Origin of the sequence: Actinoplanes awajinensis subsp. mycoplanecinus (genome assembly GCF_001509495.1) — a bacterium.
Lineage (GTDB): Bacteria > Actinomycetota > Actinomycetes > Mycobacteriales > Micromonosporaceae > Actinoplanes > Actinoplanes palleronii.
Window position 1 is genome coordinate 146,920 of record NZ_LLZH01000013.1, and the last position, 14,478, is coordinate 161,397.

At 72.0% G+C, this 14,478-nt stretch carries 16 protein-coding genes; 12 read left to right on the top strand and 4 right to left on the bottom strand.

The annotated features are described in order from the left end of the window. Positions 1–84 precede the first annotated feature (84 nt). From ADL15_RS04020 to ADL15_RS04035, 4 genes are read left to right on the top strand one after another with little or no spacing between them, the layout of a single operon-like run. Entirely contained in the window at positions 85–690 is a 606-nt protein-coding gene (locus tag ADL15_RS04020) for a TetR/AcrR family transcriptional regulator (protein WP_067685210.1), read from the top strand. Positions 691–728: 38 nt separating this feature from the next. Continuing rightward, positions 729–1,481 carry a glucose 1-dehydrogenase gene (locus tag ADL15_RS04025; RefSeq protein ID WP_067685211.1) on the top strand — a complete coding sequence of 251 codons (753 nt, stop codon included), beginning with the start codon at positions 729–731 and terminating at the stop codon, positions 1,479–1,481. 1 nt (position 1,482) lies between these two features. After that, positions 1,483–2,376 (top strand): SDR family NAD(P)-dependent oxidoreductase, encoded by an 894-nt coding sequence (locus tag ADL15_RS04030; RefSeq protein ID WP_067685212.1) that lies wholly within the window; start codon positions 1,483–1,485, stop codon positions 2,374–2,376. Beyond that, positions 2,373–2,852 carry a pyridoxamine 5'-phosphate oxidase family protein gene (locus ADL15_RS04035; RefSeq protein ID WP_067685213.1) on the top strand — a complete coding sequence of 160 codons (480 nt, stop codon included), beginning with the start codon at positions 2,373–2,375 and terminating at the stop codon, positions 2,850–2,852. Before ADL15_RS04030 ends, ADL15_RS04035 begins: the two co-directional genes overlap by 4 nt. 93 nt (positions 2,853–2,945) lie before the next feature. Here ADL15_RS04035 and ADL15_RS51005 read toward each other — a convergent pair whose 3' ends face one another. After that, entirely contained in the window at positions 2,946–3,185 is a 240-nt protein-coding gene (locus tag ADL15_RS51005; protein WP_232343883.1) for a hypothetical protein, read from the bottom strand. A 55-nt stretch (positions 3,186–3,240) separates the two neighbouring features. On the opposite strand from ADL15_RS51005, the gene ADL15_RS04040 reads away from it, so the two are divergent. Continuing rightward, a complete protein-coding gene (locus ADL15_RS04040) occupies positions 3,241–3,867 on the top strand; it encodes a hypothetical protein (RefSeq protein WP_157441149.1) in 627 nt (208 codons plus the stop codon). Between the two features lie 171 nt (positions 3,868–4,038). Here the strand turns inward: ADL15_RS04040 and ADL15_RS04045 are convergent, their stop codons facing one another. Both ADL15_RS04045 and ADL15_RS04050 read right to left on the bottom strand, forming a co-directional pair. Then, a complete protein-coding gene (locus tag ADL15_RS04045) occupies positions 4,039–5,547 on the bottom strand; it encodes an aldehyde dehydrogenase family protein (protein ID WP_067685215.1) in 1,509 nt (502 codons plus the stop codon). A 23-nt stretch (positions 5,548–5,570) separates the two neighbouring features. Continuing rightward, positions 5,571–6,350 carry an SDR family oxidoreductase gene (locus tag ADL15_RS04050; RefSeq protein WP_067685216.1) on the bottom strand — a complete coding sequence of 260 codons (780 nt, stop codon included), beginning with the start codon at positions 6,348–6,350 and terminating at the stop codon, positions 5,571–5,573. A gap of 47 nt (positions 6,351–6,397) precedes the next feature. Between ADL15_RS04050 and ADL15_RS04055 the strand changes: the two genes are divergently transcribed. Genes ADL15_RS04055 through ADL15_RS04070 form a run of 4 tightly spaced genes read left to right on the top strand, consistent with a single transcriptional unit; the run spans position 6,398 to position 9,703 of the window. Beyond that, the gene (locus ADL15_RS04055) at positions 6,398–7,135 is read left to right on the top strand and encodes an enoyl-CoA hydratase family protein (RefSeq protein ID WP_067685217.1); all 738 of its coding nucleotides are present in this window, start codon (positions 6,398–6,400) and stop codon (positions 7,133–7,135) included. Continuing rightward, positions 7,132–7,974, top strand: a complete 843-nt coding sequence (locus ADL15_RS04060; RefSeq protein WP_067685218.1) for a CoA transferase subunit A — start codon at positions 7,132–7,134, stop codon at positions 7,972–7,974. Before ADL15_RS04055 ends, ADL15_RS04060 begins: the two co-directional genes overlap by 4 nt. Next, complete coding sequence (locus tag ADL15_RS04065; protein WP_067685219.1) at positions 7,971–8,657, top strand: CoA-transferase subunit beta; 687 nt, start codon at positions 7,971–7,973, stop codon at positions 8,655–8,657. Before ADL15_RS04060 ends, ADL15_RS04065 begins: the two co-directional genes overlap by 4 nt. Further along, positions 8,654–9,703, top strand: a complete 1,050-nt coding sequence (locus ADL15_RS04070; protein ID WP_067685220.1) for an NAD(P)H-dependent flavin oxidoreductase — start codon at positions 8,654–8,656, stop codon at positions 9,701–9,703. Before ADL15_RS04065 ends, ADL15_RS04070 begins: the two co-directional genes overlap by 4 nt. Positions 9,704–9,829: 126 nt before the next feature. Here ADL15_RS04070 and ADL15_RS04075 read toward each other — a convergent pair whose 3' ends face one another. Beyond that, entirely contained in the window at positions 9,830–11,041 is a 1,212-nt protein-coding gene (locus ADL15_RS04075) for an acetyl-CoA C-acyltransferase (protein WP_067685221.1), read from the bottom strand. Between the two features lie 68 nt (positions 11,042–11,109). Here ADL15_RS04075 and ADL15_RS04080 point away from each other — a divergent pair, with 68 nt between their 5' ends. From ADL15_RS04080 to ADL15_RS04090, 3 genes are read left to right on the top strand one after another with little or no spacing between them, the layout of a single operon-like run. After that, positions 11,110–12,387 (top strand): acyl-CoA dehydrogenase family protein, encoded by a 1,278-nt coding sequence (locus ADL15_RS04080; RefSeq protein WP_232343884.1) that lies wholly within the window; start codon positions 11,110–11,112, stop codon positions 12,385–12,387. A 9-nt stretch (positions 12,388–12,396) separates the two neighbouring features. After that, on the top strand, positions 12,397–13,482 hold the full coding sequence (locus ADL15_RS04085) for an acyl-CoA dehydrogenase family protein (protein WP_067685222.1): 1,086 nt from the start codon (positions 12,397–12,399) through the stop codon (positions 13,480–13,482). Next, complete coding sequence (locus tag ADL15_RS04090) at positions 13,479–14,351, top strand: TIGR03619 family F420-dependent LLM class oxidoreductase (protein ID WP_067685223.1); 873 nt, start codon at positions 13,479–13,481, stop codon at positions 14,349–14,351. Before ADL15_RS04085 ends, ADL15_RS04090 begins: the two co-directional genes overlap by 4 nt. The last annotated feature ends 127 nt before the right edge of the window (positions 14,352–14,478 follow it).

Sequence of the window (14,478 nt, forward strand, 5' to 3'; positions counted from 1 at the left end):
CCCGCCAAAAGTAGAACGCGTTCTAGGATAGTGGGCGACCCGTGCCCGAGCAAGCGATTGGCCGGGTAGGCCATAATCGACCAGGTGACGACCACGAAGAAGGCTGCGCCGCCCTCGGAGCGCCGCGCCCATCTGATCCGGCTGGCCGCCGACCTGTTCGCCGAGAAGGGTTTCCGGGCCACCACGGTCCGCGAGATCGCGGACGCCGCCGGCATCCTGTCCGGCAGCCTCTACCACCACTTCGACTCCAAGGAGTCGATCGGCGACGAGATCCTGCGCGGATTCCTCGACGACGTGCTCGACGGCTACCGCCAGGCGGTCGCGGATGTCGACGACCCGCGCGTCGCGATCGAACGCATGGTGCGCTCCAGCACGGCGGCACTCAGCCGGCACCGGGCCGCCCTGACCATGCTGCAGAACGACTGGGCCTACTTCAGCGCCCAGGAGCGGTTCGCCTACCTGCGCACCGCGATGAAGGAGATCGAGCAGACCTGGATCGACCAGCTGGAACGCGGCAAGCAGGACGGCCAGTTCCGCGCCGACCTGGACGCCCGGCTGATCTACCGGCTGCTGCGCGACATCCTCTGGATCCCCACCTCCTGGAAGCAGGCCCAGGGCAAGTCCTGGACCACCGACGAGGTCGTCGACGGTCTGCTCCGGCTGCTGTTCGACGGCGTCGTCGCGCGCTGACGGTGTTACTCTCCCAAGCAAGCGCTTGGGAGGTCAGCATGGGCCGGCTGGACGGCAAGGTCGCTCTCATCACCGGTGGCGCGCGGGGCATGGGCAAGTCCCATGCCCGGCACTTCGCCGCCGAGGGCGCCCGGGTGGTCATCGGGGACGTGCTCGACGAGCGCGGGCGGGCGGTCGCCGACGAGCTCGGGTGCGTCTACCTGCATCACGACGTGACGAGCGAGACCGACTGGGTCGCCGCGGTGGCCGCCACGCTCGAGGCGTACGGAAAACTGGATGTCCTGGTCAACAACGCCGGCATCCTGCGGCACGCGCCGATCGCCGAGATGAACCCGGCCGAGTTCCGCCGGGTGCTCGACGTGAACCTGACCGGTTGCTGGCTGGGCGTGCACTTCGCCGCACCGCCGATGATCGCGGCCGGCAGCGGCTCGATCGTGAACGTGTCCTCGATCGAGGGTTTCGCCGGCGCGGCCGGACTCTCCGCCTACAGCGCCAGCAAGTTCGGCATCCGCGGGGTCACCCGGTCGGCCGCGCAGGAGCTGGGGCCGTCCGGCATCCGGGTCAACTCGGTGCACCCCGGCGGCGTGATGACCTCGATGGCGATCGCGGCGGCCGAGCACCTGACCGACGTCGACCCGGCCGCGTTCCTCAAGGCCCTGCCGATCGCCCGGTTCGCCGAGCCGATCGAGATCTCCCGCCTGGTGGCGTTCCTGGCCTCGGACGAGTCGTCATACACCACCGGCGCCGAGTTCCTGGCCGACGGCGGGCTGCTGGCCGGGCCGGGGTATTGAGATGGGCTCCCTGTCCTTGCACGGCAAGATCGCGGTGGTCACCGGGGCGGGTCAGGGCCTCGGTGCCGCGGAGGCGGTGGCGCTGGCCGCGGCGGGCGCCCGGGTGGTGCTCAACGACCTGCCCGGGCCGGGGCTCGACGAGGTGGCCGCGCGGATCCCGGAGGCCGTGGTCTGCCCCGGAGACATCGCCGAGTGGTCGACCGGGCAGGCGCTGCTGCGCGCGTGGGACGGCATCGACATCCTGGTCAACAACGCCGGGGTGCTGCGCGATCGGATGATCTTCTCGATGTCCGAGCAGGAGTGGGACACGGTGATCCGGGTGCATCTGCGCGGGCACTTCGTGACCACGCGGCTGGCGACGGCGTACTGGCGCGCCCGGAGCAAGGCGATCGGCGGCCCGGTCTACGCGCGGATCGTCAACACCGCTTCCGAGGCGTACCTGCTCGGCTCCGCCGGACAGGCCAACTACGCCGCGGCCAAAGGTGGGATCGTTGCGCTGACGCTCGCGACCGCGCGAGGTTGCGGACGATTCGGCGTACGCGCCAACGCCATCTGCCCGCGCGCCCGCACGGCGATGACCAGCTCGTTGATGGGCGCGGCACCGGATGGTCCCGATCCCCTGGCCCCGGGCCGGGTGGCGCCACTGGTCACCTATCTGGCCGGACCGGCCGGAGAGCGGATCACCGGCGAGGTCTTCGTGGCGCACGGCGACGTGGTGGCGGTGCTGGGCCCACCGACGGTGCGGGCGGCCTTCCACGCTGCGGGTGAGCAGTGGACGCTCGAGGAGCTGGACGAGACGCTGAGCAAGGTGTTCACGGCGGATCCGCCGCAGCCCGGTTATCTGTGCGAGCAGACACTGCCACTGGCGGACGCGACGTTCGGGGAGCGCCCGTGAAGCAGCGCGACATCGTGTCGATGCCGGCGCCCGACGTCGCGCGGCTGCTGGCCGATGGTCGCAAGCTGCAGCTCGCCACCATCAACGCCGACGGCACCCCGCACCTGGTCAGCATGTTCTACGCGATGAAGGACGAGCGGATCGCATTCTGGACCTATCGCGCCTCCCAGAAGGCCCGCAACCTGACCCGCGACCCCCGGCTGACCTGCCTGATCGAGGACGGCGACGACTACTTCGAGCTGCGCGGCGTCCAGGTGACCGGCACGGTGACCGTGGTCGACGACCTGGCCGCGGTGACCGGGATCGGCCGGTTGATCGCCGCCCGCATGCCCAGCCCGGTGGTGGGCGACCTGCCACCGGATGAGGTCGCTGCCGCGCTGGAGGCTTACGTCACCCACGCGGCGACGAAGCGGGTGGCCTACCTCGTCCACCCGAGCCGAGTGATCAGCTGGGACCACCGCCGCCTCACCGGCTGAGGGGCTCTTGCCGACCCACAGTTCACACCCCGTTGACCGGCTGGGCTGGTCGATGAATCACCAGCCGTGACTGACGGCCCGCGAAGGCGCTCGTCAAATCCCTGACTTCACGATCTTTCCGAACAAAGAACCCCGTCCCGTCAACGTGCACCACCAGCACGTCGTGCCGATCGATGAGACCAGAGATTCCCCGAGTCTGGATCGCGTCGCGCCAAGCCTCGACGTTCCTCCCGAACCAAGACGGAAGCTCACACGGCCCGCCACCGCATCCCAGAAGTCGTCGATCGTCTCCAGCCGTGTGCCCCGCAAATCGACGACGAGTTCCTTGGTCACCTCAGCGCCTCACTCCGAGATCCGCGTCTACGGGCTCCTGCCTCATCATTACGCTGTGAAAATTACCAAGCCCGCCTTGTTGATGCTGGTGATGGCGGCGGGGGTGCCGGGTGGGTGCGCGCGGGAGGCCGCGGTCTCCTCTCCGCCTCCGGGACGGGCGGTGGGCAGTGTTGCTCCCGGCTGTGATCCCGCCCAGGTCGGCGTCGTGTGGTCTGGCATAACGCACGAAACGGTTCTAGAGCATGTCTCGCTTTTCACCACCGATGCCGTTGGCCGGGGAACTGAGATCGTCGACGCGCCGGTGACGGCGGCCGTCACCGGGGTCGCCGTGCCGGAGGGGTGGGTTCGGCTGCTCGCCACCGACCTGGGTGCCGAGATCGGCGGGGAGGTGCACACGATTCGGGCTTCCCGGTCGTACGAAATGGGATTGGGAAGTTGGGGTGAAGTTGATCCGGGGATCTCGGAGAGCATTGCGTATGCGGGGGTTCGGCGGGTTTCGGCGGGCTTTACCGTGGCGTGCGCGCCTGCGGTGAGCGGCACGCTGACGGCGTGGACGGAGACGAAGGCGGGTGGTCTGATGTGTGGGGACGTGGCGCCGCCTGACGATCCTTTTACGCAAGCGGCCCGGCAGTACTGCCCGCGCACCCCTGACGTGTCGCCGAGCGCAGCCCCGGAGCGTTGACCGGTACCACGTCACCGGCATCGTCGACCGGCCGGGACCGTTCCCGGTGCGTTGCGGATGTTGGCTCGGCGGGCAGCTCTTCGATCGCCTGCTTCCCGACGAGCCACTCGGCACCGCCTGCGGCGTCCGAAGCCGTGGCCCGCTTGAAGCACCAGGTGGACACTCCGTGGTCTACATCATCTCGTCGCCGGTGGGGATCAGGATCGTTTTGACTTCGGTGTAGGCCTCGATCGCGGTGCGGCCGCCCTCGCGGCCCAGGCCGGACTGGCCGAAGCCGCCGAAGGCCACGTGCGGCTCCAGCTGGTAGCCGTTGATGCCGACCGTGCCGGCCCGGACCGCGCGGGCCATCCGGATCGCGCGCTTCACGTCGGCGGTGTAGACCGTGGCGGCCAGACCGTAGGTCGTGTCGTTGGCCAGGCGGATCGCCTCCTGCTCGTCGGTGAACGGGACGACCGCGAGGACCGGGCCGAAGATCTCCTCCTGGGCGATGGTGGCGTTGTTGGCGACGTCGGCGAAGACGACCGGGTCGACGAAGTTGCCGGCCGACAGCTCGCCGTCGGGGCGGCCGCCGCCGCAGACCAGCCGGGCGCCCTCGGCCTGGCCGCGTTCGATGTAGCCGAGCACCCGGGACAGCTGCCGGTCGTTGATCAGCGGCGCGGCGGTGACCTGCGGGTCGAACGGGTCGCCGTAGGTGACCAGGCCGGTCATGCCCTCGGCGATGGCGAGGAACTCGTCGTACACGTCGCGGTGGACCAGGGCGCGGGAGTGGGCCACACACGCCTGGCCGGAGAGGCCGAGCGTCACCGTGCCCATGGTGAGGGTGGCGGCCGCATAGACCTCGGCGTCGGGGAAGACGATCGACGGGCTCTTGCCGCCGAGCTCGAGGCTGACCCGCTTCATCCCCTCGGCCGCCGCGGCGAGCACCCGCTTGCCGATCGCGCGACTGCCGGTGAAGGTGATCTTGTCGATCAGCGGGTGGGTGATCAACGCCTGCCCGGTCGGGTCGCCCGGGCCGGTCACCACGTTGAGCACGCCCGGCGGGAGGCCGGCCTCCTCGAGCAGTGTGGCCAGGCGCAGCGCCGCGAACGTCGCGAACTCCGACGGTTTGAGCACCACGGTGCAGCCGGCCGCCAGGGCCGGTGCGACCTTCTGCGCGGCGAGCAGCAGCGGGCCGTTCCACGGGACGACCGCGGCGACCACGCCGACCGGTTCGCGCAGGGTCATCACCAGGTGGTCGCCGCCCTGATAACCGGGGAGCGTCTCGCCGGCGAGTTTGTCGACCCAGCCGGCGTGGTGGTCGAAGACGTCGGCGACGCACTCGATCGACATCGCGTACTCGTCGCCGAAGGTCAGCGGGACGCCGTTGTCGAGCGCCTGCAGGGTGCGCAGCTCGTCGGTGTGGGTGCGGATCAGCTCGGCGACGCGGCGCAGCACGGTGATCCGCGTCTTGGCCCGGGCGCCCGGCCACGGCCCCTCGTCGAACGCCCGGCGGGCGGCGCGCACCGCCGCGTCCACATCGGCCGGCGAGGCGACCGCGAAGTCACCGACCTGCTCGCCGGTGGCGGGGTGGGTGTGCGTCCAGGTGCGGCCGTCAGCCGCGGCGCGCCAGGCGCCGTCGATCAGCAGCTCACCGGCGGTCAGCCCGACCGCGTCCCGCCTCGTCTTGATCGAGAGAACCATCCGGCACCTCACTAGAACAGGTTCTATTTCTGCGCAGGGTACGCCGCATCGCGCAGGTCCGCCAGGTAGCCCGGCCACTCGCCGCCGCCGTGGACGGCCACCGCGGCGCCGGTCACGTATGAGGCCAGCGGGGATGCCAGCAGCAGGCAGACGCCGGCGACCTCCTCGCGGGTCGCCGCGCGGCCCATCGGCACCGTGCGGGCCACCGCCTCCGGGTCGAGGAAGCCGGCGACCGGGCCCGGCACCACGCTGTTGACCCGCACCGCCGGCGCCCACTCGACGGCCAGGCTGGTCGCGAGGTGGTGCAGGCCGGCCTTGGCCGCTCCGTAGGCGGCGGTGCCGGGTGACGGGCGGGTGCCGCTGACGCTGCCGACCATGAGGATCACTCCCCCACCCGGCTGGGTCCGCATGACCGCGTTGGCCGCCTGCGCGACGTGCAGCGGGGCGATCAGGTTGAGCTCGATGATTTTCGCGTGCAGCCGGGGTGAGGCGCTCGCGGCCGGGACCGGTGGCGCACCGCCCGCGTTGTTCACCAGCACGTCGACCCGCCCGAGCCGGTCCTTCGCCGCCGCCACCAGCGCGGCGGCCTGCACCGGATCACGCACGTCGGCCCTGAAGAAATCAACCGGATCGAACCGGCCGCTGCCACCCCCGGGCGAGGCCGGCGAGGACGCGGGCGGGTTGCGGCCGCAGACCACCACCTGCGCCCCGGCCGCCCGGAAGGCCGACGCGATCGCGGCCCCGATCCCCCGAGTCCCGCCGGTGACCACCACCCCGCGCCCGCTGAAGTCGAGGGGGTCCATAACCGCGATGCTAGCCCACCAAGCAAGCGCTAGGTTAGCCTGCGAGGATGGGCGTACACCTGGAACCCGGCGCGATCGCCGAGGTGGTGATCGACTTCCCGCCGGTCAACGCGGTGCCGGTGGCCGGCTGGTTGTCGGTCGCCGACCAGCTCACCGCGGCCGGCGCCGACCCGGCGACCCGGGTCGTGGTGCTGCGCGCCGAGGGGCGCGGCTTCTGCGCCGGGGTCGACATCAAGGAGATGCAGCGCTCCGAGGGCCATCAGGTGCTGCTCGCCGCAAACCGGGGGTGCGCCGCCGCGTTCGCCGCCGTCTACGACTGCCCGGTGCCGGTGATCGCCGCCGTGCAGGGCTTCTGCCTCGGCGGCGGCATCGGCCTGGTGGGCAACGCCGACCTGATCGTGGCCGCCGACGACGCCACGTTCGGCCTGCCCGAGGTCGACCGGGGTGCGCTCGGCGCCGCCACCCACCTGGCCCGGCTGGTGCCGCCGCAGCTGATGCGCGCGATGGTCTACACCTGCCGCACGGTCACCGCCGCCGACTTGCACCGCTTCGGCACCGTGCACGAGGTGGTGCCGGCCGCCGGGCTGCGGGTTGCGGCGCGGGCGGTGGCCGGCGCGATCGCGGCCAAGGACCCGGTGGTGATCCGCCGGGCCAAGGAGGCGCTCAACGGCATCGACCCGGTCGACGTGAAGCGGTCGTACCGGTTCGAGCAGGGTTTCACGTTCGAGCTCAACCTCAACGGCGCTGGCGACCGTGCCAGGCAGAAGTTCGTGGAGGGCAGATGACGGTTCTGACCGTCGACGACGTGGTCGGCGAGCTGCGGGACGGGATGACGGTCGGCGTCGGCGGCTGGGGGTCGCGTCGCAAGCCGATGGCGCTGGTCCGCGCGGTCTGCCGGGCCGGGCTGCGTGACCTGACCGTGGTCTCCTACGGCGGGCCGGACGTGGGGCTGCTGATCGCGGCCGGCTGCGTGCGACGGGTGGTCACCGGGTTCGTGTCGCTCGACAGCATCCCGCTCGAGCCGCACTTCCGGCAGGCCCGCCAGCACGGCACCGTCGAGCTGACCGAATATGACGAGGGGATGCTCTACTGGGGACTCCTAGCGGCCGCCAACCGGCTGCCGTTCCTGCCGATCAGGGCCGGTCTCGGTTCCGACATCATGAGGATCAACCCCACCCTGCGCACGGTGCCATCGCCGTACCCCGATGGCAGCAACCTGGTGGCGATGCCCGCCGTGACCCTCGACGCGGCGCTGGTCCACCTGAATCGCGCCGATCGGCGCGGCAACGCGCGCTACCTCGGCCCGGATCCCTACTTCGACGATCTGTTCTGCCTGGCCGCCCGCCGCCGCTTCGTCTCCTGCGAGCGGCTGGTCAGCACCGCCGACCTGATCGAAAGCGGACCGCCGCAGGGTCTGCTGCTCAACCGGATGATGGTCGACGGCGTGGTGGAGACCCCGCACGGGGCGCATTTCACCAGCTGCGTGCCCGATTACGATCGCGACGAGGCGTTCCAGCGGGAGTACGCGACGGCCGCCGCTTCACCCGACACGTGGGGGCGCTTCCGGGCCGCCTACCTGGACGGCGACGAGGAGCACTATCAGAAAGCGGTGGCCGCGCGATGAGCCGCGCGGATGTCTGCGTGGCCGCGTGCGCTGACGCGTGGCGCGGTGACGGCGCGGTGCTCGCCTCCACGACCGGGCTGATCCCCCGGCTCGGCGCCCGGCTGGCCCAGCTCACGTTCGAGCCGTCGTTGCTGCTCACCGACGGGGAGGCCACGCTTACGCACGCCGACGAACCGGAGGGCTGGCTGCCCTATCGCGCGGTCTTCGGCGTGGTCGCGGCCGGCACCCGGCACGTGATGATGGGCGCGAGCCAGATCGACCGGTTCGGCAACCAGAACATCTCCTGCGTCGGCGACTGGCACCGCCCGACCCGGCAGCTGCTCGGCGTCCGCGGCGCGCCCGGCAACACGGTCAACCACACCACCAGCTACTGGATACCCCGGCACGAACCCCGGGTCTTCGTCGAGCACGTCGATCTGGTGTCCGGAATAGGTCATGACCGGGGCGCGGTCGAGATCCGCGTGGTGGTGACGAACCTGGCCGTGCTCGACTTCACCACCCCGGACCGGTCGATGCGGCTGCGCTCGGTGCATCCGGGGGTGTCGGTGGCCGACGTGGAGGCCGCCACCGGTTTCCCGCTGACGGTGCCGGTCTCGGTGCCGGTCTCGCGCTCGCTCACCGGCCCGGAGCTGGCGCTTCTCCGCGAGCGGCTCGACCCGGACGGCCTGCGGGAGTTCCGGTGAGGACCCGGCTCACCGAGCTGCTCGGCTGCCGGCACCCGATCGTGCAGACCGGTATGGGTTATGTCGCGGGCGCCGGCCTGGTCGCGGCCACCTCGGCGGCCGGCGGTTTCGGCATCGTCGCCTCCGCGACGATGACCCTGGATCAGCTGCGCGTCACCCTCGAGAAGATCCGCGCCCGCACCGACGCGCCCTTCGGCGTCAACATCCGCGCCGACGCCCCCGACGCGACCGAAAAAATCACCTATTTGGTACGGGAGAAAGTCCGCCTGGTCTCGTTCGCCCTGGCGCCGAGCCCCGATCTGATCCGCCGCTGCGCGGACGGTGGCGTGCTGACCATGCCCTCGGTGGGCGCCCGCCGGCACGCCGAGAAAGTCGCCGGGTGGGGTGCCGACGCCGTGCTGGTGCAGGGTGGTGAGGGTGGCGGGCACACCGGCCCGGTCCCGACGACCCTGCTGTTGCCGCAGGTGGTGGACGCGGTCGACATCCCGGTCGTGGCGGCCGGCGGCTTCTTCGACGGGCGGGGGCTGGTGGCGGCGCTGGCGTACGGCGCGTCCGGGATCGCGATGGGCACCCGGTTCCTGCTCACGTCGGACAGCCCGGTCGCCCCGGACGTGAAGCGCCGGTACCTGGCCGCCGGGGTGACCGGCACGGTCGTCACCACGCGGGTGGACGGGGTGCCGCATCGGGTGCTGCGGACGCCGTTCGTGGACTCGCTGGAGCGGGCCGGGCGGGTCGCGGTGCTGTCGCGGGCGCTGCGTAATGCCGCGGCGTTCCGGCGCGAGTCGGGGCTGTCGTGGCCCGAGCTGCTGCGCACCGGGCGCGCCGCCCGCCACGGTCGCAACCTCTCCTGGGCGCAGACGCTGATGGCGGCGAACACCCCGGCGCTGCTGCGCGCGTCGATGGTGCAGGGCGACCTGTCGGCCGGGGTGATGTCCGCCGGTCAGGTGGCCGGGCTGATCGACGACCTGCCGTCCTGCGCCGAGCTGATCGACCGCATCATGGTCGAGGCGGACGCCAGGGTGGCCGCGCTGGCTGCCGTTCGATGATCGGCCGCGGCCCTGCCGCGGCTTTTCAAATGCGGCCCTGCCGCGGCTCTTCAGAGTGGCTCTACCGCGGCTCTTCACAGCGGCCGCTACCGGCTCTCGACGTCGGCTCGTTGGCAACGCGTTCCGTCAGGCTCGTTCGATGATGGTGACGTTGGCTTGGCCGCCGCCCTCGCACATGGTGAGCAGGCCGTAGCGGCCCTCGCAACGCTCCAGCTCGTGCAACAGGCCGGTCAGCAGGCGCGCGCCGGTGGCGCCGAGCGGGTGTCCGAGAGCGATCGCGCCGCCGTTCACGTTGACCCGGGACGGATCCGCGCCGGTCTCGCGCAGCCAGGCGATCACCACGCTGGCGAACGCCTCGTTGACCTCGAACCGGTCGATGTCGCCGACCCGCAGGCCGGCCCGGGCCAGCGCATAGGCGGTCGCCTCGATCGGCGCGGTCAGCATCAGCACCGGGTCACCGCCGCGAGCGGACAGGTGCCGGATGACGGCTCTCGGCCGCAGGCCGTGCTCGCGCAGCGCCCGCCCGGACGCGACGAGCAGCACGGCGGCCCCGTCGGCGAGCTGGCTGGAGGTGGCGGCCGTGGTGACGCCGCCGGGTCGCAGCGGGGACAGCCCGGCCATCCGAGCGGCGGTGGTGTCCCGGCGCGGACCCTCATCGGTTGACCAGGCCGTCGGCAGTCCGGACCGCGCCGTCTCGGCCTCGGCCTGGCTCTTGGACTGGCTCTCGGACTGGGTCGCGGTGTTGAGCGTCAGCGGCGCTGTCTCGGCGCGGAAACGGCCCTCGTCGATGGCCTGGACCGCGCGCCGGTGGCTGGTCAAGGCCCACTCCTCCAGTTCGGCTCGGGTCAGCGACCACTTTGCCGCGATGTCGTCGGCACTGCGGAACTGGTCGACCTCCTGATCGCCGTAACGGGCCGCCCAACCGTGTGATCCCCGGTAGGGCCCCGCCGGCGCCATCGCGCTGCCGATCGGCACCTGGCTCATGCTCTGCACCCCGCCGGCCACGACCAGATCCGCGGTGCCGCTCATCACCGCCTGCGCCGCGAAGTGCACGGCCTGCTGGCCCGACCCGCACTGCCGGTCGACGGTCACCCCCGGCACGTGCTCGGGCAGGCCGGCCGCGAGCCAGCTGGTTCGCGCGATGTCGCCGGACTGCGGCCCGAGCGTGTCGACGCAGCCCAGCACCACGTCGTCGACCGCGGCCGGGTCGACACCGGCGCGGCCGAGCAGCGCCGTGATGACGTGCGCGGCCAGGTCGGCCGGGTGCACACCGGACAGGGCACCGCCGCGTTTGCCCACGGGCGAACGGACCGCCGCCACCAGGTAGGCCGGTTCCATGGTTGACGCCCCTCCGCCGGATGGACTCTACTAGAACTTGTTCTAATCTATGACACCGGGCGGCCGCCATGCACGTGGGATACACGCCGGAGCAGGAGAAGCTGCGCCAGGAACTGCGGGCCTATTTCGCCGCCCTGATGACCCCGGACCTGCGCGCCGCGCTCACCGACGACGACGGCGAGTACGGCGACGGCGAGGCCTACCGCGCGGTGGTGCGCCGGCTGGGCCACGACGGCTGGCTGGCCCTGGGCTGGCCGGTCGAGCACGGCGGCCGCGGGCGGTCCCGCCTGGACCAGCTGATCTTCGCCGACGAGGCGGCCATGGCCGGCGTACCGGTGCCGTTCCTGACCATCGACACGGTCGGCCCGACGATCGCCCGGCACGGCTCCGGCCAGCAGCGCGCCGAGCTGCTGCCGCGGATCGCGGCCGGCGAGGTGCACTTCTCGATCGGCTATTCGGAACCCGAGGCCGGCACCGACCTGGCCGCGCTGCGCACCCGCGCGGTCCGCGACGGCGACCACTACGTGATCAACGGGCAGAAGATGTGGACCAGCCTGATCCGGTACGCGGACTACGTCTGGCTGGCCTGCCGCACCGACCCGTCCGCGGAGCGGCATCGCGGCCTGTCGATCCTGGTGGTGCCGACCGACGCGCCCGGTTTCTCCTGGACACCGGTGCGCACCGTGGCCGGTCCGACCACCAGCGCCACCTACTACGCGGATGTCCGGGTGCCGGTCTCGGCCCGGGTCGGCGCCGAGAACGAGGGCTGGCGCCTGATCACCGACCAGCTCAACCACGAGCGGGTCGCGCTGACCTTGGCGGCGCCGCTGCGCCGAGCGCTCGACGAGGTCACCGCGTGGGCGGTCGAGACCGGGGCGGTCGAGCGCGAGTGGGTGCGGCTGCACCTGGCCCGGGTGCACGCCAAGACCGAGGTCCTCAAGCTGCTGAACTGGCGGGTCGCAGCCAGCGCGGACGCCGATGCGAGGGTGGCGGCCGGCCCGGCAAGCGGAGCCGGTGCAGCTGGCGCGGACGCCGACGGCGGGGCGGCCCCCGGCCCGGCCTCACGTGGCAGGCCCGCCTTCGGCACGGACGGTCTTTCGGCGGCGGTGCGCGCTTCGGCCGGGAAGGTGTATGGCACCGAGCTGGCCGTGGAGGCGTATCGGCTGCTCATGGAGGTGCTCGGCCCGGCCGCCACGGTGCGCGCCGGATCCCCGGGCGCGCTGCTGCACGGCCGGATCGAGCGGATGCACCGCGCCTCGCTGATCCTCACCTTCGGTGGCGGCGCCAACGAGGTGCAACGCGACATCATCGCGGCGGGTGCGCTCGGCCTGCCGGTCAAGCGATAGGAGGCGGCCATGGATTTCGACCTGAGCGACGAGGCCCGCGAGCTGGCCGCGCTCACCCGTGACCTGGTGAACTCCGGGCGCCCGCTGTGGCCGGCGCTGGCCGAGGCCGGGGTGCTGGCCGCCGCGCTGCCGAAGCACGCCGGCGGCGACGGGCACGGCGTCATCGAGCAGTGCGCGATCCTCGTCGAGCTCGGCCGCGCCGCCGCCACCGTGCCCTACCTGTCGTCGATCGTCGCCGCGGCGTCCACGCTCGCCCACTGCGGCACCGATACGCAGATGACGGAGTGGGCGGCCCCCGCCGCCCGCGGCGAACTCCTGCTGACGACCGGCCCGAGCGCACTGGACGGGACGGCCAGCCCGACCGCCATCGCGGGGCTAACCGCAGCCGCCGGGACAGTCAAACAGGCCGGCCCGCGCCCCGGCGACGACCTCTGGCGACTGGACGGCGAGGTGCCCACTGTTCCCGCCGCAGCCGAGGCCGCGCTGATCCTGGTCGCTGTCGGACCCGACGTGTTCCTCGTCCGAGCCGGCGACCACGGTGTCGCCGTCGAGCCACAACAAGCCGAGGGCGGCCCGCCAGCCGGACTGCTCACGCTCACCGGCGCACTCGGCGACCGGCTGCCCGGCGCGGCGGCACGGCTCGCCGCGTACACCACCGTCGGCGCCTGCGCGGCCCAGCTCGGCGTCGTCGAGCGCGCCCTGGAGATGACCGCCGACCACGCCCGGACCCGGATCCAGTTCGGCCACCCGATCGGCTCGTTCCAGGCCGTCTCGCAGCGCCTCGCCGACGCGTACATCGACGTCGAAGCCCTGCGGGTGGCCCTGTGGCAGGCGGCCTGGTCGCTCGCCGAGGACCGGCCCGCCGCTGCCGAGGTGGCCACTGCCGGTTTCTGGGCCGCCGAGGCCGGGCACCGCGTGCTGCACACCGCGGTCCACGTCCACGGCGGGGTGGGACTCGACCTCGACTACCCGCTGCACCGCTACTTCCTGGCCGCGAAGCACCACGAGTTCCTGCTGGGTGGCGCCACCGGCCAGCTGCTGGCGCTGGCCGACACCTTCCGGCCTGAATTAGAACACGTTACAGTTCTAGGATGAAGTTCAGCCTCGGCATCGCGCTCAGCCCGCTCGACCAGCTCATCGACCTGGCGCAGACCGCCGAGGAGTGCGGCTTCGCGTCGATCGCGCTGCCCGACTCGCTCTTCTACTCCGAAGAGGTCAGTGCGAAGTATCCGTATACGCCGGACGGCAGCCGGTTCTGGACCGCGAAGACACCGTGGTCGGATCCGCTCGTCACGGCCGCCGCGCTCGGCGCCGCCACCAGGCGGATCCGCTTCTACACGCAGGTGCTCAAGCTCGGCCCGCGCAACCCGGTGCTGCTGGCCCGCCAGGTCGGCTCGGTGGCCCACCTGACCGGCAACCGTTTCGGCCTCGGCGTCGGGCTCGGCTGGTCGCCGGAGGAGTCGCTGTGGTGCGGCGCCCCGTTCGCCGACCGGGGCGACCGCGGTGACGAGGCCATCGAGGTGCTGAAGCTGATCCTCGGCGGCGGCATGGTCGAGTTCCATGGCAAGCACTTCGACTTCGGCCGTCTGCAGATGAGCCCGGCCCCGACCGAGCCGGTCCCGATCTACGTGGGCGGCCACGCCGACGTGGCGCTGCGCCGCGCCGCCCGGGTCGGCGACGGCTGGTCCTCGGCGATGATGCGCTTCGACGACCTGCGCGCGACGATCGCCCGCCTCGCCGAGCTCCGCTCCGACTATGGCCGCGCCGACCAGCCCTTCGAGATCCAGGCGGTCTGCATCGACCGCTTCGGCCTGGACGGCTTCCGCCAGCAGGCCGACGCCGGCGTCACCGACGCGATCGTGGTGCCCTGGCGCTTCTACGGCACCGGCTTCGACGGCCCGCTGTCCGCCAAGAAGGACGGCCTGCACCGCTTCGCCGACGAGGTGATCACCAAACTCGGGTAGGCGCCCGATCGTGCGGGTGATCACATCTCGAGCGGGTGGCGCCGCCGGGCCACGCGCCGCGACGCTGCCAGAACGGGCTGTGAAATTCTCTGGAGCTTTCGCCGGATTTCCGCGCGCGAGCAAACTT